This is a genomic window from Hymenobacter sp. FMD4 (genome assembly GCF_058932745.1).
In genome coordinates this window covers 209,315-234,760 of record NZ_JBZYWH010000003.1, presented here as the reverse complement: position 1 = coordinate 234,760, position 25,446 = coordinate 209,315, and the positions used below count along the sequence as shown (strand labels likewise).

Below are 25,446 nucleotides of genomic sequence, written 5' to 3'. Positions count from 1 at the left end.
GGTGAGACATGGGAAGTGAGATGAACGCCACCAATGGCTTCATCGGTCTTGCTTCTCGTGTCTCACCTCTCACTTCTATCCCAGACCTGTGTTCAAGAAAATACTCATTGCCAACCGCGGCGAAATTGCGCTTCGCGTAATTCGTACCTGCCGCGAAATGGGCATCAAGACGGTGGCGGTGTATTCCACTGCCGATAAGGAAAGCCTGCATGTGCGTTTCGCCGATGAGGCGGTTTGCATCGGGCCGCCCGCCTCGCGCGACAGTTACCTGAACATTCCGAACCTGATTGCGGCGGCAGAAATCACCAATGCCGACGCCATTCACCCCGGCTACGGATTCTTGTCCGAAAACGCGGAATTCTCGCGCATCTGCCGCGAGAACGGCATCAAGTTCATTGGTGCCTCGCCGGAGATGATCAACTCCATGGGCGACAAGGCTTCGGCCAAGGACACCATGAAGAAGGCCGGCGTGCCTACTATTCCGGGTTCCGATGGCCTGCTCGACTCCGTGGAGCAGGGCAAGAAGGTTGCCGCCCAGATCAAGTACCCCGTCATTCTGAAGGCTACGGCCGGCGGCGGCGGGCGCGGCATGCGCATCATCAAGAGCGAAGACGAGTTCGAGAAAGCCTGGAACGACGCCCGCACCGAAGCAAAAGCTGCTTTCGGCAACGACGGCGTGTACCTGGAGAAGTTTGTGGAGGAACCCCGCCACATCGAAATTCAGGTGGCTGGCGACCAGTTCGGGACTGTGTGTCACCTCTCGGAGCGTGACTGCAGCATCCAGCGCCGCCACCAGAAGCTGGTGGAAGAAGCTCCTTCCCCCTTCATGACCGATGATCTGCGCGAGCGGATGGGTCAGGCAGCTGTGGCCGGTGCTGCATCCATCGGTTACGAAGGCGTGGGCACCATCGAGTTCCTCGTTGACAAGAACCGCGACTTCTACTTCATGGAGATGAACACCCGCATTCAGGTGGAGCACCCCGTGACGGAAGAGGTTATCAACTTTGACCTCATCAAAGAGCAAATCAAAGTAGCGGCGGGCATTCCGATTTCGGGCAAAAACTACCTGCCCAAGATGCACGCCATGGAGTGCCGCATCAACGCCGAGGACCCGACGAAGGATTTCCGCCCCTCGCCCGGCAAAATCACGGTGCTGCACATTCCCGGCGGCCACGGCGTGCGCGTGGATACGCACGTGTACGCGGGCTACCAGATTCCGCCGAACTATGATTCCATGATTGCCAAGCTCATCACCGTGGCGCAAACCCGCGAAGAGTGCGTGGTGAAAATGAAGCGGGCCTTGTCGGAATTCGTGGTAGAAGGCATTAAAACCACCATCCCCTTCCACCTGAAGCTGATGGACGACCCGGATTTCCGTGCCGGTAACTTCACCACGAAATTCCTGGAGTCGTTTGACTTTACAACGCTGTAAACTGATTTGAACTACAAAAAATGCTCATGCTTGACGGCGTGAGCATTTTTTGTATCTAATCTACCGGCAAAGTACTCTAGTGCAACAACGCAACTTACCCGCTCTCAGTCGTTCATTACGTTGGCTTGTATTAGCTGCCGGAATTATAATTATTTGGGCAGCTTGGGACCATTATCAGGCAAGCTCTTATCTGGAAGCATGCTTTCAATTAGCTTTCTTGCTTTGCTTACCCTTTGTTTACAGGAAAGCCAAAGCACTACCCCAAAAGGTCACGTTCAATAGGGAGAGTTTGGTAATACATAAGGTTTCTTACATAGCAGAAATTCCACTGGGGAACATACAATCAATTGATAGCACCTTCATCAACTTAAATCAACGTTCCGTATACCGCTTGCGTTACTTCGACGGTGCCAATCAATGTCAGCTATATCTACTAAGTAGTTTGGCTTTGGCGGACTTGGATAACCTGTGGCAGCAAGTCCGCACCGCTGGCACCTGAACTGCTCCTGTTTCCCTGCGTTAATTAACTAACCTTCTTTTTGCCCCAATGCAGCCCCGTCCCCTCATCAAGGTGTTGTGAGGGCTTTTCGGTTCTTTATGCTCCTAAAACGAGTTTACTAGCTGCATGTCTGACCAGGACAGAATAATTGGCTGCCTTATTGGCGGTGCTATAGGCGACGCGTATGGCAGCAGTTATGAAAACCAATCTCAGTCCGCGCGGCTCGATACTTATTATCCTTTCGGCAGACCCGTCGCCAAGCGCTATTGGGCAATTACCGATGACACGCAGTTAACGTTAGCGACTTGTGAATCGCTGATCGAAGAGGGAACGGTGGCCCCAGCTACTATTGCCCGCATGTTCCTGAAACATTACCGACTAGGGCGGCTGACGGGACTTGGAGGAAGTACCCTGAAGGCACTACGGGAACTAGACGCCGGAGCCGATTGGCGGGCAGCTGGTCGCCAAGGCGAATATGCAGCCGGCAACGGTGCGGCGATGCGCATTGCGCCAATAGCCTTTGCTTCGCCCCGAATAGACTGCTCTTTGATCGAAGAAGTAAGTCGGATTACTCATCGCAACGCCGATGCATACAGCGGTGCCTTGGCAGTCGTAGTCGCTTTGCGAGCAATCATAGATCAGACACTCGACGATCAGAAAGATTTAGTAGGATTAGTCGCCGGTTCCTTACCGGACACGCGTCTGCGGGACCGTTGCGTGGAACTGTCGTTGGAAACCATGTCCATTCCCGCGCTAGCCGCGAAGTATGGCAGCGGCGGCTACGTCGTCGAGTCGGTACCACTCGCACTTGCAGCTGCGTCAAGGGTTTCTGCGCTGGGCTTCGAGCGGATGCTGCAGGAACTCGTGGAAGCCGGCGGCGACACTGACACCAATTGCTCGATAGCCGGACAGATTGCCGGGGCACTACTAGGCATTGACGGTATTCCGCGTGCCTTGCTCCAGGAGTTCCGGCAGTTGCCCGAGAGCCCCTGGATTGAGGAAATTGTGGGCCGTTTTGCGCAAGCTTTCAGCCGCTAATCGGGACTTAGCTCACTGCCAGATGCAGAACGACTTATATCAGAAGAAAAAGCCGTGCTGCAAGTTCAGGTAAGTGCCTTCCGATGACCGGGCCACGGAGCCCGTTAGCACCAGTCGATTGGCAATGGCTACCCAGGCACCGCCGCCATAGGAATTAAGCCAGGTAGTGCCGCGAGGTTGCTCGCGGGCCCACACCTTGCCGGCGTCGTAGTGGGTGAGCAGGCCAGCTTGGCCGGGGAAGATATAGAGGCGGTAGTGCAGCAGCGACACCCGCGCTTCCAGGTTGGTGTACAGGCTTCGGTCGCCGAGCAGGCGGGTGCGGTCGTAGCCTCGGATGGTTTGGCTGAAATCAGGCAGCAGGCCCCCGCCCACCATGTTGGCTTGGTAGAAGGCGTAGCGGCCGGAGTTTACGGCACCGCCCAGCCGACCGGCTAGAGTAGCCTGCAAGGGCAGCGTCGGGCTCATGTAGTAGCGCACCTCATAGGTGTAGCGACGGTAATTACCCAAGCCACTCTGCAGGCCTTGGCGCCAGGCACCATCCAGATTGACCACCAGCCCGCGCGAAGGGTTGTGTTCGTTGTCTTTAACGCTGGCGCGGAAGTAGACCAGCGGCCCGAGGTAATTGCGCGGCCCAAAAGCCTCAACTGGCGCCAAGGCGGAAGCAAGTTCTCCATTACGCCCCCGGCTAAGGCGAAAATGCTCGTAAAGCATACCACCACCGACCGCAAAAAAGGACGCGAACGGCTTCTGCAACGCGGCCGATGCATACGCATTGCCGAAGGCTACCCGCGTAGCCGCTACCTGTTGCTCGGCCGCAGCCGGTTGCCCATAACCACGGTACCACATTTTGTAAACCGGCGTGAAGGCCCAGGCCTGGCCCACGAAATCGAGGTCGAAAGCCAGGTTTTTGATTTCGCCCTGATAGGCTATACGCCCCACGTTCGAGTCAAACGCGTGCTGGTACAGCAATCGGTGGGAAGCGCCGTAAGGACTACTCCGAAACTTGTAGGGGGTATAGCGCAGGCCGGCACCCAGCACCAGCCCGTCGGTGGGCGTGTGCAGTAGCTCGCCGCTGGGCCGCAGCTCGGTGTAGTCGAAGCGGTCGGAGGCGGGACTGTTGATCAGGTCGCCGGCAGCAAAATCCTGGTTGGTGTCGGTGGTGTAGTCCCCGATGCGCTTGTCGTTGATCGTGTTGTCGATGGTGTACTGGCGCTGGCGGCGGGCGCTATCGGGGGCGGCAGTGTACTGGTAGTTGCCGGGCTCCTGATAAGCCACTACGCGCACTTTGATTTTGCTACCAACCTCGCCGCTGATGCGGTATACATCGCGCCCGCGTAGGCCGTACAGGCGAATTTCGCGGGTAAGGCCGGGGCTAAACGTGCGCGAGTAGCGAGCGGCAGCGGCGTTGCCGGCAGCCGCAAACACGGCCACACGGGTGCTGCCATCGGGCAGGCGCTGCACTTCGAAACGTTCGTCTTCGTTGGAGCCGTACACGTCGGCGAAGCGGCCTAGCAGGCGGCCGTAGGCCTCGGCGGCCTGCGGCAGCTGGGCACGGCGACTTTGCAGCTTGGCTAGGATAGTGGGGCCGTGCAACTCGTACACCTCAGCGGGCAACTGGCGCAGGGCGGCCTGCAGCGCCGCATCGGGCAGGCGCTGCTGCAGGCTGTCGGCCAGGGTTTTCCAGTCGGCGGGCGTTAGGCTGCTAAGCAAGCGCCGGTCGAGCTGGCGGGCAGCGTAATTCAGGCTTTTCAGGTTGTTGAGGTCGGGCCCGAAATGCTGCAGCTCGCGCATGCCCCAGCTACGCGAGAGCAACCGCGGCACGGCGCCGTCAAACAGAAAAAAGGCATTGTCGCGGTCTTTGGCAATGGGGCGGTACAGGGTTTGGGCACCCTCCCCAAAAATGGCCCACCCGTACTGGTCTTCGTGCCGGTCCCAGTCGCCGACGAGCATATCCAGCAGCCGCAGTTGGGCAAACGCGCGCTTATCGATGCGGTGCGTGGGGTGCTGCTCCAATTGCTGAATCAGGGAAGTGTAGCTGATTTCCTGCACCTGTTCGCCGCTCGCCAGCCGCTCGCGTTGATATTCACGGGCATCGGGCTCCAGCAACCCTACTTGCCCGCCAAACCGCTCCCGGTACGGCTCCAGGCAAGGAGCGTCGGGGAGGCGCAGCAGTTGGGGAGCTGTGGTCAGCAGCCCCGCCGCCTGTTCTAGTCCAGACACCACCAGCGGCGCGTATGGGTGCTGCGAGGGCAGCCACACCACCGGCTTTTGCCGGCGCTCCTCGCCTAGGCCCAACGCGGCGCGGTAGCGCGCCGGCACCGTGCGCGCCGCATCGCGCTGCAGCGGCCGGAAGCTGTACTCATTGCCCTGGCCGCTGCGCAGGCGCAGCAGGTACTTGTCTTCTTCCCGGCCGATGCCAAACGGCGTCAGGCCCGATTCGGCCGTGCTCAGGTTGAGCGTGGGTAAGGTCACAGGAGTCAGCCAGGCTTGGCGGTAGCTACTTTTCAGCAGGGCATTGGCTAGCGGGAAAGGCTTTTGGCGGGCATCGGCAATGGCGGCGGGCACCGGTGCACTGGGGGCCGGGTCGGCGCACACGGGCGGGGTTTGCGGCTTGCGGTTGTGCAGCACGCCGCGGTAGTACACTTTACCGGTAGATCCATCGCCCTCAGGAGCCCAGAACTCTACCCAAGCCTCGCCGTTCTGGTAATACCGGATGCGGGCAAAGCCTTTTTCGCGTTGCGCGTAGGTGGCGTTGTTGCCAGGGGCTATGTGATTGGTTTTGCAGCCCGAGCCGCTGATGATGTGGGATATAACCTCGGTTTGGTGCAGCTGTAGGTTGTGGTCGTGGCCGGCGGTGTACACCACGTTGTCGTAGCGCCGGAAGATGCCGAGCAGGCGCTCAGCCAGCAGCTGGTAGCGGTAGTGCGGAATGTCCTGATCGACGCCGCCGAGCTGACGGTAATACGGGTATAACGAGCCGATAATGGGCAGCGGCACGTACAGCCCGTCGCGCACGAGGCGCAGCGGAAACAGGTGGTCCATCACGGAGTAATAGCCGCCGTGGCCGCTGTTGCTCATCAGCGGGTGGTGCGCCGATACCACCACGTGCTTGCCGCGGTGTTGCTGCAGGGCCTGATCCAGCTGACGCAGCATTTCCTCCTCAGTGCCGGCGCCGCAGCCGCTATCCGGGCCGTAGGGCTTTTCTTGCTTGTGCAACCACCAGTGCGTATCGAGGCCGATGAACACGACTTCGTCGCTGAGCTGCTGCACGTAGGGGCCGGGGCAGCCGTTGTCGGGCACGAAGGTGTTGCCGCGGTTCAGCTTTTGTTCGATGTACTGTTCCTGCCGCCGGACTTTGGCCAAGCCATCCTTGCCGGAGTTGTCCCAGTCGTGGTTGCCGGGCACGAAGAACACCTTGCCCTTGTAGTCCGTGGCCACGTACAGCTGCCCATCGAGGCGCTTCTCATCTTGAGCACGACCCGGAGCGCCTTCAGCGGCCAAGCCAGTGTGGTAGAGGTTGTCGCCGAGCACCACAAGCGCGCTGTTGGGGTCGGCGTCGAGCTGGGACTTGAGCAGCTTCAGGGTCGGTTCGGGCGGGTCGATCTGCGGAGCACCGGCGTCGCCAAGCAAGTACACGGTATAACGCAGGCCGCTGTCGTCGGGCGCTGCTTTGCTTTGCCAGTTGCCAGCTTTGGCTCCGTAGTAAAGCTCCTTGGCGCACGAGCAACTGAGCAGCAGCACGGCACAACCTATCAGGCGTACAAGTTCTTTCATTCCTTACCAATCCGGTTGATCTATTGGGTATACCCACTTACAGCGTATTGGTTTTGAATACTTTAACCTAAAAGCCAGGCTCCTATTGGGAATAGCTTTACTAACTCCCACGCAGGCACAACAAAAAAGGCCGGCTTTGCAGCCGGCCTTTCTACTTCACCCATAATGATTTATCACGCCTGAGAAACCGGGTTTTCGATTTCCTGTACCAGCTCGCCGTACCATTGTTCGCCGTACTTGCGAATCAGCGGTTCTTTTAAAAACCGGTACACCGGCACCCCCAGTTGGGCCCCAAACGAGCAAGCCGGGTTGCAGATTTCCCACCGCTCGTAGTTCAGCGCCTCGAACTCGTCGTACTTGCTGATGCGGATGGGGTACAGATGGCAGCTGATGGGCTTCTTGAACGTGGTAGCCCCGGCCAGGTAAGCCTGTTCGATGCCGCATTTCAAGATACCACGCTCATCGTACAGCGCGTAGGCGCACTCGCGGTTGTCGATGGTGGTGGTGCTGTAATCGTCTTCCCAGTCCTTGATGTACAGGCCCTGCTGCTCGATGGCGTGGCGGCCGGCGTGGGTCAGGAAAGGCTTGATGTTCTCGTATTCCTGCTCCAGAATTTTGAGTTCCGCTTCTTCGAGCGGAGCGCCCAAGTCGCCCTCCACGCAGCAAGCACCCTTGCAGCGCTCCAGGTTGCAGACGAAAAACTGGTCGCGGACGTCGTCGGAGACGATGGTATTCTGGATGACAATCATCGGAGTAAGCGGAAAGCGAACCGCAAAGATACGGCGTGGCAGTCGGCGTGAAACACCACTGGCCGACGCGAAGTTCGAGTTGTGCGCTGAACAACCAAAGGTCCATCAGATTCGCCGCTTCTGTCCTTCCCCCACCGCACCTTTCGCCTTACCTTTGTTGTTTAGCCGCAGAGCCGGTTACGGAAGGACGAACGCATGGCACTGGATTATATAAACTTACTGAACGAGTCGCAGCGCGGCGCGGTGTTGCACACCGAAGGCCCGGCGATGATTATTGCGGGCGCGGGCTCGGGCAAAACGCGGGTACTCACCTACCGCATTGCCCACCTGCTGGAAAAGGGTGTAGACCCGTTCAACATCCTGGCCCTGACGTTTACCAACAAAGCGGCCCGCGAAATGCGCGCCCGTATCGAGAAGGTGGTGGGCCCTGAGGCCAAAAACCTGTGGATGGGTACCTTCCACTCAATCTTCGCGCGCATCCTGCGTTCGGAGGCTGACAAGCTGGGTTATCCGCGCCACTTCACCATCTACGACACGCAGGATACCAAGACGCTGGTGTCGCAGATCGTGAAGGAGCTAGACCTCGACGATAAGCTTTACAAACCTAGTACCGTACTTGGTCGCATATCGGCGGCCAAGAACAAGCTCATTTCGGTGCAGCAGTACATGAACGACCCCGTCATCCGGCAAGACGACGAGGCGGCGCTGCGGCCCAAGATTGGCGTGATTTATCAGCAGTACCAGCAGCGCTGCTTCAAGGCTGGCGCCATGGATTTCGACGACCTGCTGTACCAGACCAACGTGCTGTTTCGCGACCATCCAGACGCGCTGAACAAGTATCAGAACATCTTCCACTACGTGATGGTGGATGAGTACCAGGATACCAACTACTCGCAGTACCTGATTTCGCGCAAGCTGGCGGCCAAGAACCGAAACATCTGTGTGGTGGGTGACGACGCCCAGAGTATCTACGCCTTCCGGGGCGCTGATATTCAGAACATTCTGAACTTCGAGAAGGACTACCCGGAGCTGGCCATTTTCAAGCTGGAGCAGAACTACCGCTCCACCAAGAACATCGTGAAGGCGGCTAACTCCGTCATCAAAAACAACCAGGCCCAGCTACGCAAAAGCGTCTTTTCCGACAACGAGGAAGGCCCGCGCATCGAGGTAATCCGGGCGGCCTCCGACAACGAAGAGGGCAAGCTGGTGGCCAACAGCATCTACGAGGACAAGATGAACCTGCATCTGTCCTACGACCACTTCGCCATTCTGTACCGCACCAATGCGCAAAGCCGCGCGATGGAGGAAGCTCTGCGTAAGCTCAACATCAAGTACAAAATCGTTGGGGGCCTGAGCTTTTACCAGCGCAAGGAAATCAAGGACTTGGTGGCCTACTTGCGACTCACTGTTAACCCCAATGATGAGCAGGCCCTACGCCGCATCATTAACTACCCCAAGCGCGGCATCGGCGACACCACCATCAGCAAGCTGATCAACGCGGCCGAGGAATCGAACCATACGCTGTGGGAAGTGGTGACCAATGCCGACCAATTCCTGCCGGCCCGCGTGTCGAATCCGGTGGTGGACTTTGGCGAGAAAATCAAGAGCTACGCCGTGGTGGCGGGCAAGGACGACGCCTTTGAAGCGGCCAAGTTCATTGCCAAAAACTCCGGCATGATCGAGGACTTGTACGCCGACAAAAGCATCGAGGGCCTGTCGCGCTACGAGAACATCCAGGAATTGCTGAACGGCATCAAGGAGTACGTCGACGACCCGGAGCGCGAGGACAAGTCGCTGGCTTCCTTCCTGCAGGACATTGCCTTGGTCACCGACACCGACCTGAAGGATGCCAAGGACGACGGCGAATCCGTCACGCTGATGACGATTCACTCGGCTAAGGGCTTGGAATTCCGCAACGTGTACATCGTAGGGATGGAAGAGAACCTCTTCCCCTCGCAGATGATGATTACCTCACGGGCCGACCTGGAAGAGGAGCGCCGCTTGTTCTACGTGGCCATCACCCGCGCCGAAAAGAAGCTCACGCTGAGCTATGCTACCTCGCGCTACCAGTGGGGCAACCTGCGCAGCTGCGAGAAAAGCCGCTTCATCGACGAAATTGACCCCACGTACGTGGAGTTCAAGTACGGCCAGGAGGATAGTCCCTTTGCCCCGGTGCTGGAACGCCGCTCGAACTTGGTGGGCGCACAGAAGATCAAGCCAGCCGCCGCGCCGGTGAAACCTTACGTGCCTTCCCCCGACTTCAAGCCTTCGGACACGACCAACCTCGCCGCCGGCAACAAGGTCGAGCACCCGAAGTTTGGCTTCGGTACAGTAACGAAGATGGAGTCACAGGCCGGGCAGACCAAGGCTACCATTCTGTTTGAAGGCGGCGTGGGCGAAAAAACGCTGTTGCTAAGTTTCGCTAAGCTGCGAATCGTGTCGTAAACGCCCCATCTGGTGCCACACTGTAGTTCGCGCATCACGTGTAATGATCCTAAACAGACGTTACCGGGATGCGCGAAATCCTTTTCAGTGCCTTGTGCTGCCGACGAACCTAGCCCCCAGCCGCATTATTTTTCTAGACATTGACGGCGTCCTGTGCACCCAAAGCCCGTGGAAACCAGAAGTTATGGCCGCCGATGGTTACAGCGAATTTGAATCGGGCTGCATGGAGAACCTGAATCGTCTGATCAATCAGACGGGTGCTAAAGTCATTCTTACTTCCTCCCGCAGAATGACCAAACCATTGGCTGAGTTTCAAGCCATAATGCAGCGAAGAGGATTTAGAGGGGAAATCATCGGTAAAGTAGACGATGCCACTGAACCAAACGGGGCCTCCAGAGCTTCTGAAATAGAAGATTGGATGATGCGCAATGGTGAGCCCACCAGCTTTGTCATCGTTGATGATGATAGCCGCTTGGCCGATCTTAACGGCCGCTACCGTAGCCACTGGGTGCGCACCGCTTACCACCGCGGTTTCGACGCTGCTGCTTTGGTGGAGGCGCTTGCTGTTCTTGCTTGCCAAGGCTAATTCTGCGCTCCGGTGCTGGGTATCGTCGAAAACGCTACCGGAACGCCCCAACTCCCGTATATTTAGCACTTCAAATAGCCGAGTCTCCGCAGCTTGGCATTTTCGGCTGGCCTTCCCTCCTATTTGGGTGTTAGAATTCACGCCGCCGAGCCCTTTCTTGACTAACCAATGATTGACACTCTCCCCCCGCAGCTCCAGCTGTTGGTGCGCGAATACGGCCAGAATACCTATCAGCTGGCCCAAACGCTGCTCACGCTGGAGGACCGCGCCGAGCGCACCAAGCGCGCTCAGCAGATTGTGCAACTGATGTTCCGCCTGAATCCGGGCGTGCGCGAGCAACAGGATTACCAGCACAAGCTCTGGAATCACCTTTACGCCATGACCGGCAATCAGCTGGACGTGGATGCGCCTTTCCCGCTCACCGGCCTCGACCAGTTTACGCGTCGTCCCGAGCGCATGGTCTACCCCACGAAAGCGCCCAAGCTTCGCCCTTACGGCAAAAACGTGGAGGAGCTGATTGCTAAGGCTGCTGCACTGGAAGATGCGACCGAACGCGAACAAGCCGCCTTGTCCATCGGCCGGGTGATGAAGTTTCTGTACCGCATGCACAGCAAAGACGTGCCCAAGGATGTGACGGTGCTCAAGCACCTGAAAGACCTGTCGGGCGGCAAGCTGATGCTTGACATCAACCAGCTGGAAAGCCTCGGTGGGCTCGACACCATGGCGGCCACCGCTGGCGGTGGCCGGGCTGCGGGCGTAGTGGTGCCACAGCCCCGTGCCGAGCGCGGCGACCGGGGAGACCGAGGTGACCGGGAGCAGCGCCGCGGAGGCGGCAAAAATGACCGTCGCGACAAGCGCCGGGGTAAAAAAGGACGCGAACAGCAACAACCGCCGCAATAGGTAATGTCTGCAGCTTTTGAAGTAATCGGCGGGCAACCGCTACGCGGCGACATCGTGCCGCAAGGAGCCAAAAACGAGGCCCTGCAAATTCTCTGTGCGGTACTGCTGACGGCCGAACCGGTCACCATCAGCAACATTCCTGACATCCGTGACGTCAACAAGCTCATCGAGCTGTTGGGCAGCATGGGCGTAAAGGTGGAGCGCCTCGCCGCTGATACCTACCGCTTCCAGGCCGACAACGTAAACCTGGACTACCTCGACACGCCGGAGTTTGTGAAGCAGGCGCGCGAGCTGCGCGGCTCTGTTATGATCTTGGGTCCGATGCTGGCCCGCTACGGCAAGTGCCAGCTGCCCAAGCCGGGTGGCGACAAAATCGGTCGGCGGCCTTTGGACACGCACTTCGTGGGCCTGCAAAAGCTGGGCGGCCTGCTGAAGATGGAAGGCACTGACTTCTATAAGATCAGCACCTCCGGCAAGCTGCGCGGCGCCTCTATGCTGCTCGACGAAGCTTCTGTAACCGGCACTGCCAACATCCTGATGGGCGCAGTGCTGGCTGAAGGTACCACCACCATTTACAACGCCGCCTGTGAGCCGTACTTGCAGCAGCTCAGCAAGATGCTGGTGCGCATGGGGGCCAAGATTCAGGGCATCGGCTCCAACCTGCTCATCATCGAAGGCGTGGACAAGCTTGGCGGTACTGAGCACCGCATGCTGCCCGACATGATTGAAATCGGCTCGTTTATCGGTCTCGCGGCCATGACGGGTTCGGAAATTACCATCAAAGACTGTCAGATTCCGGAGCTAGGACTCATTCCTGATACCTTCCGTAAGCTGGGCATTCAACTGGAATACCGCGGAGACGACATTTTCGTACCCGCGCAGGACCGCTACGAAATAGCCACCTACCTCGATGGCTCCATCCTGACCGTATCGGACCATACCTGGCCGGGCTTCACGCCCGACTTGCTCAGCATTGCGCTAGTGGTGGCCACGCAGGCTAAGGGCACAGTGCTGATTCACCAGAAGATGTTTGAGTCGCGCCTATTCTTCGTCGATAAGCTTATCGACATGGGCGCCCAGATTACCCTCTGCGACCCGCACCGCGCTATCGTCATCGGCTTGGACAAGCACCACGCCCTGCGCGGCATCACCATGACCTCGCCCGACATCCGGGCTGGCGTGGCGCTGCTGATTGCGGCGTTGTCGGCGGAGGGTAAGAGCAAGATTCTAAACGTGGAACAGATCGACCGCGGCTACCAGAACATCGATGGCCGACTGAATGCTATCGGCGCCCAGATCAAGCGTGTGTAATTCACTTTGCTTTGACGCAAAAAGCCCCGCCATCCGGCGGGGCTTTTTTATTTGTCGGTTGCGGGCGGGTTACCGAAAGCCGGGCGCTGGATAAACACCAAAGCTGCGCGGCTTTCTTCTTCATTTTAGCCCCCTACTCTGATGAAACGTCTGCTGTTTCCAGTCCTGTTCGGACTGGGCCTGACGGGGTGCAGCCAAGCCCCGCAAGAAGAAAGTGCCAGCGCCACTGCTCCAGTGGAGCAAACCGCTACTGATTCACAAGGCATTATGCCGGGTTCTGCCCCCGCCACTGCCCTCTCGCCAGCAGATGCAGTTCCAACAGCTGTCTCCAGCCCCAACGACCGCAGCATCGTGTACCGCGGCGACATGCGCCTGGCCGTCGATGATTTTGACCAAGCCAGCACCAGCATCAACTCGCTGCTACACCGCCACCGAGGTGTACTAAGTACCGCTCACGAAACCTGGACCAACGGCCAACACCGGCAGGAAATGACCCTGAAAGTGCCACCAGCGGAATACCTCCCTCTGCTGGCGGCCCTGGCCAAGGTGGGGCGCGTGGAGAGCAAAGACATTACGTCTGCGGATGTGACGGCAGAGCTACTGAACGGTGCTGTCAGCGTCAGCACCAAGCAAGCTACTGCCGCCCGCAACCGACAGCTGCTGTTCCAGACCAAAAACTCCGAAGAAATAAACCGCCTGGAAGCCGAAAACCGTCAGTTGTTGGCCGATATAGCCAGCACGCAGGCGCGGTTGAAAGCTTTGGGCGCCGAAAGCACCTGGGCTAGCCTGTCGCTACACTACTATCAACCTCTCACTGCCGGACAGAGCCCGGAACCGCAGCGGGATTTTGCTACGGAGTTTGCCGCAGCATTTCGCTTTGGCTGGTCGGGGCTGCTGAGCGTAGCTGTGGTTCTTGCCTACGCGTGGCCCCTGGTCCTGCTTATTCCGGTGATGTATTGGCTGCGGCGGCGCTATCAGTTGCGCCAGTCGGCCTGATTCTGCCGCTTCCTTTGCGGTAGCAGAAATATTTCGCTCGCCCTAAAAGGAACGCGTCACCTCAGCCGTTGAGCTGGTAAACCACCAATTAATCCTGTTGCGCTATGAATAGAATGCTCGAATTACTTGTGATGTTGGGGCTGCTGACTGCGTGCAGCAGTCGGGAAGACAGTCAGGAGAAGGCAGTAGCTGACAATGCTGTCAGCATGATGGTCATGGAAGCACCTCCGGCACCTCATGCTCCCGGTCCACCCGACGTAGCTTTTGCAGATGCTTCTTCCGGCGCGGCCACGGTGCCGGTTAGTGCCGCCCCGCGACAGCTTATTTACAAAGCCGATATCGGCATCCGCGTCGACAACCTCGGTAAAGCAGCTACCCGGCTGGACAGTGTCGTACGGACCAGGGGCAGCTGGATCAGCCACGCCACCCAAACCCGCTCCGACGAGCTATGGCAGCAGCAAATGACCATCCGCGTGCGGCCAGACCGCTTTACCAGTCTACTGGCGGGTTTGACCACCCTGGGTGTGGTCGAACATAAGTCGCTGCAATCTGAGGACGTAACGGCCGAGCACGCCGACGTGGCTGCCCGGCTTCGCACGAAGCGCGCTTTGGAGCAGCGTTACATCGGACTGCTCAGCCAAGCCAAAAAAGTAAGCGAGGTGCTGGAAATTGAAGCCAAAATCGGGGAAGTGCGCGAGGAAATTGAATCGGCCGAAAGTCGCCTGAAAGCCCTTAATGACCAGGTGGCCTACTCCACCATCACTCTTAAACTTTACCAACCGCTGCCCAGGCCCACACCTGAGGCACCTGTGCTGTCCTTCGGCAGCCGCGTAGCCGAAGCCTTTTATGGCGGCTGGCAACTGATAACCAGCTTGGTGGTAGCCACCGTTTACCTCTGGCCCCTACTGATTTTGGGTTCCGTAGCCATCCTGCTGTTACGGCGCTGGCGCTTACGCCGTGGCCTGTCGGCCTGAACTGAACTCGTGAAAAAGCAAAACCGCCCGCGCATCCAGTGCACGGGCGGTTTTGCTTTGCGGCTTGGTCAGCCTAGTCAATGATCATATCAATGATGGAAGTGACTACCGACAGCACCAAGCTGAAAATCAGCGCGTACAGGAAGCCATCTACTTTGAAGCCGGGCAGAATCCAGTCCGTCAGCAGGATGATGATGGCGTTGATGACGAGCAAGAACAGGCCCAACGTCAGGATGGTAATCGGGAAGCCCAGAATCTTAAGAATGGGTTTGACGATGGCGTTCAGCACCCCGAGAACGAGCACAAACAGCAGGGCATCGACGAAGCTGCCGAGGTGGGCGCCCGGTAGCACCTTCGTGAGGACGTAGGCGATGATGGCCGTGAGAATGAATTTGAGAATGAATCCCATAGCGGAGCAAGCCAGGTGTAGGTGGAGAAAAAAGAAGCCCGTCGGCTGTACAACCGACGGGCAACTATACGAAAAAGTAGATGTATTGCTGCGTTCCTTAAGCAGTAGGCATGCCAGTAGCCGTGAGGCGGCCTTGCGAAACGGCCATCCAATTGGCCATTTGGTAGAGCAGTCGGGCGCCCACGTTGCCGTTCCAGTCCGTGTCGCCAGGACCCACTTCGTTCAGGTCGCAGCCGATAATCTGGCGGCCCGAGCGCACCACGGCGCGAATCAGGTACAGCGCCTCTTCAAATTCTAGCCCGCCGGGTACCGGCGTACCGGTGCCGGGACACAGTTTGGGGTCGAGCCCGTCGATATCAAAGCTCAGATACACCTTCTGGGGCAGTTGGGCGATGATCTTGCCGCACTGTTTTTTCCAGGACTTCTTGCCGTACATCTCGTCGCGCAGGAAGCGGTGGTGGAACATCACCACGCGCCCACCCGACTGGGCAATTACGTCGGCTTCCTGCTGACACATGTCGCGGATGCCCACTTGCACTAGCTTTTTCACCTGCGGTAGTTGCAGGGCATTGTACATAATGGACGCGTGCGAGTACTGGAAGCCTTCGTAGGCTACGCGCAGGTCGCAGTGCGCATCAATTTGCAGAATGCCAAACTCCTCGTGCCGCTCGGCCAGGGCATGCATGTAGCCCAGCGGCGTGCTGTGGTCGCCGCCCAGTACTACCACCCCTTTGCCTTGGTCCAGGTAAGCGCCGGTTTTGGCCTTGAGCCACTCCAGCAGCGCTTTACCGCGCTCAGTTACCTTGGCCGGCACCGTCTGATGCTGGGTGGCGCTGGTGGTAGGCTGGCCTTCTTCAAGCCAGGTGATGTATTGCTCGGCCGAGCCGCGCAGCTTGCTGCTTTCCGCTTCCCACTCCGAGTTAATTTCCTCCATGGCTAAGCCCAGTTTCCATGCATCCGGAATGTCTGGGTCGTAAAGGTCTACTTGCGTAGAGGCTTCAGCAATAGCCGCTGGTCCTTGGGCAGTACCGGCGCTATACGACACGGTGACTTCCCACGGCACGGGCACTACTACCACCTGAGCCTCATCTACAGTAAACGGCAGGCCAAACAAGCCGCCCGAGGCATCACCCAACGCGTTGGGGTCGAAGGTGTCCAGCTTGTGCTGCAGCGAAAGAATGGTTGGATCGTGCATGAGTCTGAATGGCAAGAACGTCGTGGCGACAGGCTAGCTAATCTGGCCGTTGCCGGGTAAGTCGTACGTGCGAATGATGGACAGAATCTTATCAAAGGTAGCCCGGTCGAAAAACAGCATCAGCGGCAGCTCTACATTGCTTTCCTGATCCGAGAACTGCGTGATAACCGAAAAGATCAGCGGCTGCATCTGCGGATGACTCAGCAACAGGTTATCGAGCGCGTGGCTCAGGTCGCCTTTGGGGGCACGCGGCGGAGCACCGTAGATTTTGGCCTTGAGGATGTTGGCCAGCTGCGTTACCAGAGCACCGGTGATGATGTTGCTGATTTCGAGTAGCAGCGACTCCTGCATCTCGTTCAGATCCAAGGAGTCGGATACCGTCTGGCGCAGGCACACCCGCGAGAGGCGCTGCACGTGGAGACCCGAGAAAAACATCAGGGTGGTGCCATTGAAGTCACCCTTGATATCAGACTGGATAATAACGTTGTTTTTCTGGTACTTCTGCACCAGTTTCAGAATATCGCGCGGGCGCACGAGTTCCAAGCTGGGCACTTCCAACAACACTTTCTCCTGGGCAATAGCAGCAAACGAATCAGCTGCCCGCGCCAACCCGATATTCAGGATTTCGCGGATAATATCCCGTTCCAGATCATTCATGTGCAGGTCCATACGGGTGGGTCAGTTTAGCAGTAGGCCGACGACAACGCGGCGGCGACCCGACTGAGGCTTTACGTGTTTCATGGGCGGCGGGCTATAAATAAGCGTGTCAGGGCTGGCACGTCCAGTACCAAACAAACCTGCCCACTACCTAGTAAAGTGACGCCGCCAAACAAGTCGATCAGGTCTAGCGGCTGGCTCACAGGTTTAACTACGATGTCCTGCTGACGCAGGAATCGGTCGACAATCAGCCCCAATTTGCGGCCATTGTAATTGGTGATGATAATGTCCTGCCGTCCCACCAAGGAATTGCGGTCGGCCAAGGGCAATACATCCTCGGTGTCAGCCAGCAGATCAGCCAGCTTTACCACCGGAATATTTTCATCCAGCACTTTGGCCAGCAGCATGCCGCCAATGACGTGCAGTTGGGTAGGCTGCAGGGAAACTACCGAGTCGGTGTGCATTAGGGGCAACGCATACGAATGGCCTTCCAGCTCAAACAACAAAGCCCCTTTAACGGCAATAGAGGTTGGCAGCACCAGTGTGAAGGTGGTGCCTACACCCAGCTCGGAATCGACGCGTAACTGTCCGCCCAGCGAATCGATGGCCAGCTTTACCACATCGAGCCCCACGCCGCGGCCGGAAATTTCCGTCACCTGCTCGGCCGTTGAAAAACCAGCCTCAAACAGCAGAGAGTACACCTCGTGGTTGGAAAGGCGAGCGGCGACTTCCGCCGACACCTGCCCGCGCTGCACGGCCTTGCGGCGCACGCGATCCACATCGATGCCCCGCCCATCGTCGGTGATGCGTACCAGCACATCGTCGCGCTCGGTCTGTGCCGAGAGTTTAAGCTGGCCTATTTGCGGCTTACCAGCTTGTAGCCGTTCCGCTGGCGACTCCAATCCGTGCCCAATGGCATTGCGCACCAAGTGCAACAATGAATCGGTGATGATCTGCAGAATATTACGGTCAATCTGAATGTCTTGCCCGCTGATGGTCAGTTCTACCAGCTTTTGCTCAGCAGCTGCCACGTCGCGTACCACCCGCGGAAACTTGCTGAACAAGGTCCCTACGCCTACCAGACGCGCATCCATCACGGAATACTGCAGGTCATCGGCTAAGCGGCTCAGGTGCGCGGCCACATTCAGCAGTGCCGTATTCCCGACTTCCTTGCTAAGCGTCAGTACCCGGTCACGGTCGATGATCAGCTCACCAACCAAATTTAGCAGGTGGTCAAGCTTCTTGATCGGGATGTAAACCAAATCCGACAGCTCCAGCTTTCGGGTGGCATCTTCATCAGACGGCGCTTCAAGGTCTGCTTCCAGCTCCGGTTCCTCGCCGCGCATCAGCCGGTCCAAGTTATCCAGTAACTGGGTGCTGTCGGGCGTGGGCTGGTCGGCACCTACCGCCCGAATCATTGCGCCAATAGCATCGGTGCCGCTGAAGATTACGGGCACCAAAGAACCTGAGAAGGCCCGCTCCTTGCTGCGAATCAGCCCAAAGATGGTCTCCATCCGGTGCGCCACTTCGCCAATGTCGGCGTAGCCCATGGCCCGCGCATTCGCTTTGAGGTTGTGCATCAGACGAAACAGCTCGTTCAGCGCGGCTTCGTCATTGGGCCTTTTTTCCAGCACGGATATGTGCTGGCTCATGGAGTCATAAGCCTCGAGGGCCTCGGCCATAAACAGTTCCCGGTACTCCTGTTCGCGCGACTTCATCGGGTGTAAGAGCGGGTAACAGAAGTGAGACGAGCCGGCCACGACGCGGGGCGCATTGGCTGGGTATAGCTGTTGACGAAGTTGGCTATTTGCCCCAAAGGCAACACCAAGGAGGCATATCCGGCTTGAATCACCGACTTGGGCATACCAAACACAGCGGACGATTGCTCATCCTGGGCCACTACGGAGCCTCCATACTGGCGCACCAGCTGAGCACCGGCAGTGCCATCACGGCCCAAGCCGGTAAGCACCACACCCAATGTATGGCGGCCCGCTGCCCGCGCCACCGAGCTCATCAGCAGGTCGATATTTGGCTCGTCGAAACTCTTGGTGGGTTCCTGCGCGGTTTGCAACCACATGCGCTGACCTAGTTCCCCGCGAATGACCCAATTGCGACCACCCGGTACCACCACAATTTGGCCAGCTTGCAATGTCAGCCCGGCTTTACCGGATAGTACCGGTAACGAAGCAGCTTTGCGCAACCGCTCCACCAATGAATCGGTAAAGGCGGCTGGCAAATGCACTGCCACCACCACTGCATAGCGTAGGCCGGGCTGCAGGGCGCGCACAATCTGCTCAACTGCCGCGGCGCCACCCGTGGAACCACCGATAACGACCACTCCCCGCGGCATGCCCGATACTTGAGCAAGCCGATGAGTCAGTTCGCCATTACTCAGATGAGCTTTGACTCGCTTTCCAGGCGTACCCACCGTTCGAGCCTGATACACTTTGCGTAGCAGCTCACGTCGCAGGAAGCCATGATCTGGATGGGAGGAGGCTGGCAGTCCAGCAATGTGGTCGTATACACCCCATTGCGCTGCCGCACGCACAGAAGCGATGGGGCGAGTGGCATTGGTGTACAGCAATACCGGACCGCGATGATGATGAGCAAGGCGTTCCAGCGTGGAGGCGTGCTGTTCACCGGTAATTACCAGGTCCGGCTGCAGAGCCTGAACTTGCGAAATCAGGTTTTCGGCCCCAGTGGCGCTACCTACCACCTGAACACCAGCCTCGGCTCGTAAAACCTTGGACAGCGCCAGCCGCACCATGCCTGGCAAGTCGCCGAGCAGGATGGTCAGGGGAGCAGGCAATACGGAAGAGGTTAGCAAAACGTCGTGCAGAGTAGAACTTATAAGCCTTCAGGCTACTGCCAGGCAGTAACCCCATCAGCGCTGGGCAGCGCAGGCGAGAAAGTATAGGTTAGGCAGAGGCGGACTCGTCGCCTTCCTGCAGCGCACCGCTGACAATTTCCAGCACCTTGTCCTCAGAAAAAGGCTTCACGATGTAAGCCGACGCACCGCTTTCCAGTGCCTCGTTCACGATAACCTCTTGGCCTACCGCGCTGCACATCACGATTTTAACATCGGGCAGCTCCTGCCGAATATCCTTGAGAACCTCCAGCCCGGTGTTATCGGGCAGGATTACGTCGAGAGTAATCAGGTCGGGCTTAGTTTCAAGAGCTAGTTCACGAGCTTGCTGACCGTTAGCGGCTTCGCCCACCACGTCGTAACCGGCGTCGGTGAGCATATTCTTCAGCATCGTGCGCATGTAGAACGAATCGTCTACGATGAGGATGCGGTTTTTCATAGAGCTGGGATAAAAGGGTCTCGAAGGAATTTGAAAGGGAAAATCAGGCTTTTCTACGCTCGGTTCCAGCCGAGGATGCCGCTTTGGGCTTGAGTTGCATGATTTCCTCGGGGGTGAGCAGCTTCAACATATCCAGCACGATAATAATGCGGTTGTCGAGCCGGGCAATTCCCTCGATGTACTTGTCCTGAATGTTAATGTCCTGGATAAACTCAGGTGCCTGTTCGATGCTTGATGCCGGAAGCGAGAGCGGCTGCGGAACTTCACGAACGATGATACCGATGGTATAGTCGCGCGCTTCAACCGCCAGCGTATAGGTGCGGCCGGTTTCCGCTTGCCCGCTGGCGCGCAGCTTGAAGCGTTCTTCCAGATCAATGATGGCAATGATGTCGCCGCGCAGGTTGGCAATGCCTTTCACGAACGGCGGTGTTTTTGGCATTCGGGCAATTTCGGGGGTGAGCGTCACCTCCTTTACTTGCTCGATGCGGATGCCGTACTCTTCGTTTCCAAGTCGGAATACGATGAGCTGCACAGGGGCCTCGGGTTTGTACGCCTTTTTATCGGCGGCCACCGCATTATCAGTCATACGTAGGAATGCTGAAGGGTAGTAGTCTGCCAGGTAGGCGCTCATATAGGCGCCTACCTGGACCTGACTGCGTTGGACTTATTTGTTTTTGCGCTTATTGGCCGGCGCTTTGCGTGGCGCGGCCGCCTCCTTAGGAGCCGGAGCGGCCGGTTGCTCAGCCGTTGGTTCGGCTCGGCGCGCTGGCGCTTTGCGCGGTGCAGCCTTCGGGGCCTCCGCCACGGGTTGTGGGGCAGGAGCCCGGCGGGCAGGCTTTACAGCTTCTGGGGTGCCGTTAGACATTGGCCGTGAGGCTGGCACCGGGCGAGCCGGGCGCGCAGGCGCTGCAGAAGCAGCTGGAACGACACGAGATGCCGCTGCAGCTACCGAGCGGTTGCCCATACGCTGCCCTAGGCGACCTACTTCCTCCCGTTGCTGCTGCGCCTGCTGATGCATGCGTTGCATGGGGCTACGTACCGGCTGCACAGGCTCGTAGTAGACGTCTTCAGCCATGTAATCCATCAGCTGGAAGGCCGATAGGCCAAGCTGCAGGTCATCGGCAATGTCGGTCAGCTTCTGGCTCGAAGCCGTAAGCTCCTGCATCGAGCTGGACAGCTGCTTCGCTGTGCCGGCCACTTGCTGAGTACCCGAAGCCGTCTGCTCCGCAATGGCTACTACTTCTTCCACGTACTTCACTACGTCGCCAATCGACGTCTTCTGCACTTCGGTAGCCGTGAGAATGTCGCGTGAGGTACGGAGGATTTCGCCCGAGCTCGTCGCAATGTTCTTAAAGGCCGAGCTGGCTTCAAAGGTGGCGTTCTTCCCCTTCAATACGCGACCTTCCATGGTCGAAATAGCGGTAGCAGCCGAAGCCGTGTCTTTCCGCACGTCTTCTACCAGGGTCGCAATTTCGTTGGCCGATTTGCGGGAGCCTTCGGCCAGTTTGCGGATTTCTTCAGCTACTACGGCGAAGCCTCGGCCAGCTTCCCCGGCGCGGGCTGCTTCGATAGCAGCGTTCAGTGCCAGCAGGTTGGTTTGAGCCGCAATGTCGGTAATCACGCTCAGCGACTTGCTGATATCCTGCGAGCGAACCGAGAGTACATCGATGGTGCGAGCCGTCTGCGACGAAGCGCTGGAAATTTCTTCCATGTTCTTCACCACTTCGGCTACAGTCTTCAAACCCAGCTGCGAAGTCTGCTCACCAAGAATCGCGGCTTTGTTTACCACGTCAGCCTTGTTGGCCGTTTCCTTGGTAGCCTGCATGATTTCCTCGATCAGCTTGAAGGCCTGGTCGGTCTTCATAGCCTGATTCTGGGCACCTTCAGCCATCTGCTGCATGGCCAGCGACACGTCAACCGTTACGCGGCTCATTTCTAGACCTTTCTGCGCCATCTCTTCCGACGACTCCCCTACTACCAACGACGAGTCATTGATTTCGGCAAGCAGGCCGTTCAAGCTTTCTACGGCCGTGTTCAAGGCCATTGCCATGGCGTAGATATCACCAGCAGTAGGTACTTCTACCTTCTGGGTCAGGTCACCTTCCGATACGGCTCGTACCACGCGGGATACTTCCAGTACCGGCGACGCAATCGATTCGATCAGATCATTGAGCGTATCCACAATGTCCTTCCACGAACCGCTTACCCCCGTTACCATGGCACGTTCCGTCAACTTGCCTTCTACCCCGGCTACGCGGGCTACGCGGCTTACTTCTTGCGCCAAGCGGTTCAGGTCGTCCACCATTCGGTTGATGGTGTCGGCCAGATCTGCTACCTCGCCACGGGCTTCCAGGGTCAGCTTCTGGGTAAGGTCACCTTGCGATACACCGGTTACTACCTTCACGATACCCCGCACTTGCGTGGTAAGGTTGGCAGCCATGCGGTTTACGTTGTCGGTAAGGTCTTTCCAAACGCCGCTCACGTTCGGCACGTTGGCCTGACCACCAAGGCGGCCTTCGGTACCTACTTCCTGCGCCACGCGGGTTACCTCGCCGGCGAATACGTTCAGCGAGTCCACCATTTGGTTCAGGATGTTCTTCAGCTCGAGCATCTCGCCGCGAACATCTACCGATACCTTTTGCGTCAAGTCGCCTTTTGCTACCGCGGTTGCTACGTTGGCAATGTCTCGTACCTGAGAAGTCAGCGACGCGGCCATGAAGTTTACGTTGTCGGTCAGTTCCTTCCAGGTACCCCGAACGTTCGGCACGTTGGCCTGGCCGCCGAGTTTTCCTTCGGTACCTACTTCGCGGGCCACGCGGGTTACTTCGTCACCGAAGGTGTTGAGCGAGTCCACCATCTGATTGAGGTTCTCCTTGAGTTGGAGCAGCTCGCCTTTCACGTTTACCGTGATTTTCTGGCTCAAGTCGCCGCGCGCTACGGCGGTAGCCACGTTGGCAATGTCTCGTACCTGAGAAGTCAGGTTCGAGGCCATCGTGTTTACGTTGTCGGTGAGGTCTTTCCATACCCCGCCCACGTTCGGCACGTTGGCTTGGCCGCCCAGGATACCTTCGGTACCTACTTCGCGTGCCACGCGGGTTACTTCGCCGGCGAAGATGTTGAGCGAGTCCACCATCTGGTTCAAGAAGTTCTTGAGGTCCAGCAGCTCCCCTTTTACATCTACCGTGATTTTCTGCGTCAGGTCCCCCTTTGCTACCGCGGAGGCTACGTTGGCAATGTCTCGCACCTGAGAAGTCAAGTTCGAGGCCATCGTGTTTACGTTGTCGGTCAGTTCCTTCCAGGTACCACCTACGCGGGGCACGTTAGCCTGGCCGCCGAGCTTCCCTTCCGTACCTACTTCGCGTGCCACGCGGGTTACTTCATCACCGAAGATGTTGAGCGAGTCCACCATCTGGTTCAAGATATTCTTGAGCTCCAGGATTTCGCCCTTCACGTTCACCGTCATCTTCTGCGACAAGTCGCCGCGGGCTACGGCAGTAGCTACGTTGGCAATGTCTCGCACCTGAGAAGTCAGGTTCGAGGCCATGTTGTTTACGTTGTCGGTGAGGTCTTTCCATACCCCGCCTACACCCGGTACCACGGCTTGGCCGCCGAGTTTACCCTCCGTACCTACTTCCAGTGCCACGCGGGTTACCTCGCCGGCGAACAGGTTCAGCGAGTCCACCATCTGGTTGAGGTTCTGCTTGAGCTGCAACAGCTCGCCCTTCACCTCCACCGTAATCTTCTGCGTCAGGTCGCCTTTGGCTACCGCCGTCGATACGTTGGCAATGTCTCGCACCTGAGAGGTCAGGTTCGAGGCCATCGTGTTCACGTTGTCCGTCAACTGCTTCCAAACGCCGGCGACGTTCGGTACCGAAGCCTGGCCGCCAAGGCGGCCTTCGGTACCTACTTCCTGCGCCACGCGGGTTACTTCGCCGGCGAACAGGTTCAGCGAGTCCACCATCTGGTTGAGGTTCTGCTTGAGCTGCAACAGCTCGCCTTTCACCTCCACCGTGATCTTCTGCGTCAGGTCGCCTTTGGCTACCGCGGTAGCTACGTTAGCAATGTCACGTACTTGGCTCGTCAAGTTGGCGGCCATGTTGTTTACGTTGTCGGTGAGGTCTTTCCATACCCCGCCTACACCTGGCACCACGGCTTGGCCGCCGAGCTTACCCTCCGTACCTACTTCCTGCGCCACGCGGGTTACCTCGCCGGCGAACAGGTTCAGCGAGTCCACCATCTGGTTGAGGTTCTCCTTGAGTTGGAGCAGCTCGCCCTTTACGTTTACTGTGATTTTCTGGCTCAAGTCGCCGCGCGCTACCGCGGTTGCTACGTTGGCAATGTCACGCACCTGAGAGGTCAGGTTCGAGGCCATCGTGTTTACGTTGTCGGTCAGTTCCTTCCACACGCCACCCACGTTCGGTACCGACGCCTGGCCGCCGAGGCGGCCTTCGGTACCTACTTCCTGGGCCACGCGGGTTACTTCGCTGGCGAATACGTTCAGGTTGTCGATGGTTTTGTTGATGGTTTCGGCCATCAACTTGAAGTCACCCGACACCGGAATCTGGAACGACTCGTCCAGGTTACCGCGGCTGATGTTCTTCAGTACCTTGCCTACCTCCAATACCGGTACGGCGATGGAGTCTACCAGGCCGTTGATATTGTTGATCATGTCGCGCCAGAAGCCCGTCGCGTTTTCGCCGGAGGCACGAGCCTTAAGGTTTCCTTCCACCCCCGCTACCTTCGAAATGCGCGATACCTCACCGCCTACGCCGGAAATCATCTCCACCATGGAGTTGTAAGCCTCGGCTATTTCGGCGAAGATGTCGTCGTTCTGTTTGGTCAGGCGCACGGAGATGTCGCCTTTCTTAAAGGCGTCCAGCGCGTAAAGTACCCGATTGAGCTGCTCGTTAACGTATTCCGGATCCTGAGTATCGGCCGAGCTGCCGCGGGCCGCTACCCCACGCTTGCGGGTGAGGTCGGCACTAATACGGTCAGTCCGTTCGAGTTGGGCCGTTTCCGCCGCTGCATCTGCATCGGGGCTGAAGGCTTCAGAATCAAAAGGCGTAGGGTTCGTAGCAGGTTTGCTGTTCTTACCGGTGGCCATAGAAGGTGGGATCGAAGCGCAGAAATGCGCGGTGAAGGCAGGTGGCTGCCGACCGGACACGGAAGGCAGTAT

18 protein-coding genes are annotated in these 25,446 nt (G+C 58.0%); 8 read left to right on the top strand and 10 right to left on the bottom strand.

The features are described 5' to 3' along the window. Positions 1-88 precede the first annotated feature (88 nt). Together accC and AC5FXY_RS04830 are read left to right on the top strand one after the other, a co-directional pair. Positions 89-1,432, top strand: a complete 1,344-nt coding sequence (gene accC / locus AC5FXY_RS04835; protein WP_493555506.1) for an acetyl-CoA carboxylase biotin carboxylase subunit — start codon at positions 89-91, stop codon at positions 1,430-1,432. Between the two features lie 625 nt (positions 1,433-2,057). Continuing rightward, complete coding sequence (locus AC5FXY_RS04830) at positions 2,058-2,969, top strand: ADP-ribosylglycohydrolase family protein (RefSeq protein ID WP_493555505.1); 912 nt, start codon at positions 2,058-2,060, stop codon at positions 2,967-2,969. 39 nt (positions 2,970-3,008) lie between these two features. Here AC5FXY_RS04830 and AC5FXY_RS04825 read toward each other — a convergent pair whose 3' ends face one another. Then, a complete protein-coding gene (locus AC5FXY_RS04825; protein ID WP_493555504.1) occupies positions 3,009-6,743 on the bottom strand; it encodes a metallophosphoesterase family protein in 3,735 nt (1,244 codons plus the stop codon). 173 nt (positions 6,744-6,916) lie between these two features. Beyond that, the gene (locus AC5FXY_RS04820) at positions 6,917-7,492 is read right to left on the bottom strand and encodes a DUF3109 family protein (protein WP_493555503.1); all 576 of its coding nucleotides are present in this window, start codon (positions 7,490-7,492) and stop codon (positions 6,917-6,919) included. A 201-nt stretch (positions 7,493-7,693) separates the two neighbouring features. Between AC5FXY_RS04820 and AC5FXY_RS04815 the strand changes: the two genes are divergently transcribed. From AC5FXY_RS04815 to AC5FXY_RS04790, 6 genes are all read left to right on the top strand, one after another. Further along, positions 7,694-9,937 (top strand): ATP-dependent helicase, encoded by a 2,244-nt coding sequence (locus AC5FXY_RS04815; RefSeq protein ID WP_493555609.1) that lies wholly within the window; start codon positions 7,694-7,696, stop codon positions 9,935-9,937. Positions 9,938-10,031: 94 nt separating this feature from the next. Next, positions 10,032-10,523 carry an HAD domain-containing protein gene (locus AC5FXY_RS04810; protein ID WP_493555502.1) on the top strand — a complete coding sequence of 164 codons (492 nt, stop codon included), beginning with the start codon at positions 10,032-10,034 and terminating at the stop codon, positions 10,521-10,523. Positions 10,524-10,691: 168 nt separating this feature from the next. Then, complete coding sequence (locus AC5FXY_RS04805; protein ID WP_493555501.1) at positions 10,692-11,423, top strand: DUF4290 domain-containing protein; 732 nt, start codon at positions 10,692-10,694, stop codon at positions 11,421-11,423. Between the two features lie 3 nt (positions 11,424-11,426). Further along, positions 11,427-12,734 (top strand): UDP-N-acetylglucosamine 1-carboxyvinyltransferase, encoded by a 1,308-nt coding sequence (murA, locus tag AC5FXY_RS04800; protein ID WP_493555500.1) that lies wholly within the window; start codon positions 11,427-11,429, stop codon positions 12,732-12,734. 141 nt (positions 12,735-12,875) lie between these two features. Further along, the gene (locus AC5FXY_RS04795) at positions 12,876-13,730 is read left to right on the top strand and encodes a DUF4349 domain-containing protein (protein ID WP_493555499.1); all 855 of its coding nucleotides are present in this window, start codon (positions 12,876-12,878) and stop codon (positions 13,728-13,730) included. 104 nt (positions 13,731-13,834) lie between these two features. Further along, positions 13,835-14,704: a DUF4349 domain-containing protein gene (locus AC5FXY_RS04790; protein ID WP_493555498.1), complete on the top strand. Its 870-nt coding sequence runs from the start codon at positions 13,835-13,837 to the stop codon at positions 14,702-14,704. 73 nt (positions 14,705-14,777) lie between these two features. Here the strand turns inward: AC5FXY_RS04790 and AC5FXY_RS04785 are convergent, their stop codons facing one another. From AC5FXY_RS04785 to AC5FXY_RS04750, 8 genes are all read right to left on the bottom strand, one after another. Beyond that, positions 14,778-15,113 (bottom strand): phage holin family protein, encoded by a 336-nt coding sequence (locus AC5FXY_RS04785; protein WP_493555497.1) that lies wholly within the window; start codon positions 15,111-15,113, stop codon positions 14,778-14,780. A gap of 97 nt (positions 15,114-15,210) precedes the next feature. Further along, a complete protein-coding gene (locus AC5FXY_RS04780) occupies positions 15,211-16,308 on the bottom strand; it encodes an agmatinase family protein (protein ID WP_493555496.1) in 1,098 nt (365 codons plus the stop codon). Positions 16,309-16,341: 33 nt separating this feature from the next. Further along, a complete protein-coding gene (locus AC5FXY_RS04775) occupies positions 16,342-16,977 on the bottom strand; it encodes a chemotaxis protein CheC (RefSeq protein WP_493555495.1) in 636 nt (211 codons plus the stop codon). A 68-nt stretch (positions 16,978-17,045) separates the two neighbouring features. Further along, positions 17,046-18,683 (bottom strand): chemotaxis protein CheA, encoded by a 1,638-nt coding sequence (locus AC5FXY_RS04770; protein ID WP_493555494.1) that lies wholly within the window; start codon positions 18,681-18,683, stop codon positions 17,046-17,048. Then, positions 18,680-19,792 (bottom strand): chemotaxis protein CheB, encoded by a 1,113-nt coding sequence (locus tag AC5FXY_RS04765; RefSeq protein WP_493555493.1) that lies wholly within the window; start codon positions 19,790-19,792, stop codon positions 18,680-18,682. Before AC5FXY_RS04765 ends, AC5FXY_RS04770 begins: the two co-directional genes overlap by 4 nt. A gap of 91 nt (positions 19,793-19,883) precedes the next feature. After that, positions 19,884-20,270, bottom strand: coding sequence for a response regulator (locus AC5FXY_RS04760; protein WP_493555492.1), 387 nt, complete (start codon positions 20,268-20,270; stop codon positions 19,884-19,886). Between the two features lie 43 nt (positions 20,271-20,313). Further along, positions 20,314-20,856 carry a chemotaxis protein CheW gene (locus tag AC5FXY_RS04755; RefSeq protein ID WP_493555491.1) on the bottom strand — a complete coding sequence of 181 codons (543 nt, stop codon included), beginning with the start codon at positions 20,854-20,856 and terminating at the stop codon, positions 20,314-20,316. A 78-nt stretch (positions 20,857-20,934) separates the two neighbouring features. Then, the gene (locus AC5FXY_RS04750) at positions 20,935-25,374 is read right to left on the bottom strand and encodes a HAMP domain-containing protein (protein WP_493555490.1); all 4,440 of its coding nucleotides are present in this window, start codon (positions 25,372-25,374) and stop codon (positions 20,935-20,937) included. Positions 25,375-25,446: the final 72 nt, after the last annotated feature.

Bases quoted from the DNA above. Each gene is read 5' to 3' on its own strand.
- AC5FXY_RS04830 (WP_493555505.1), top strand. From the start codon at position 2,058: ATGTCTGACCAGGACAGAATAATTGGCTGCCTTATTGGCGGTGCTATA.
- AC5FXY_RS04825 (WP_493555504.1), bottom strand. From the start codon at position 6,743: ATGAAAGAACTTGTACGCCTGATAGGTTGTGCCGTGCTGCTGCTCAGT.
- AC5FXY_RS04820 (WP_493555503.1), bottom strand. From the start codon at position 7,492: ATGATTGTCATCCAGAATACCATCGTCTCCGACGACGTCCGCGACCAG.
- AC5FXY_RS04805 (WP_493555501.1), top strand. From the start codon at position 10,692: ATGATTGACACTCTCCCCCCGCAGCTCCAGCTGTTGGTGCGCGAATAC.
- murA (WP_493555500.1), top strand. From the start codon at position 11,427: ATGTCTGCAGCTTTTGAAGTAATCGGCGGGCAACCGCTACGCGGCGAC.
- AC5FXY_RS04795 (WP_493555499.1), top strand. From the start codon at position 12,876: ATGAAACGTCTGCTGTTTCCAGTCCTGTTCGGACTGGGCCTGACGGGG.
- AC5FXY_RS04790 (WP_493555498.1), top strand. From the start codon at position 13,835: ATGAATAGAATGCTCGAATTACTTGTGATGTTGGGGCTGCTGACTGCG.
- AC5FXY_RS04785 (WP_493555497.1), bottom strand. From the start codon at position 15,113: ATGGGATTCATTCTCAAATTCATTCTCACGGCCATCATCGCCTACGTC.
- AC5FXY_RS04780 (WP_493555496.1), bottom strand. From the start codon at position 16,308: ATGCACGATCCAACCATTCTTTCGCTGCAGCACAAGCTGGACACCTTC.
- AC5FXY_RS04775 (WP_493555495.1), bottom strand. From the start codon at position 16,977: ATGGACCTGCACATGAATGATCTGGAACGGGATATTATCCGCGAAATC.
- AC5FXY_RS04770 (WP_493555494.1), bottom strand. From the start codon at position 18,683: ATGAAGTCGCGCGAACAGGAGTACCGGGAACTGTTTATGGCCGAGGCC.
- AC5FXY_RS04760 (WP_493555492.1), bottom strand. From the start codon at position 20,270: ATGAAAAACCGCATCCTCATCGTAGACGATTCGTTCTACATGCGCACG.
- AC5FXY_RS04755 (WP_493555491.1), bottom strand. From the start codon at position 20,856: ATGACTGATAATGCGGTGGCCGCCGATAAAAAGGCGTACAAACCCGAG.
- AC5FXY_RS04750 (WP_493555490.1), bottom strand. From the start codon at position 25,374: ATGGCCACCGGTAAGAACAGCAAACCTGCTACGAACCCTACGCCTTTT.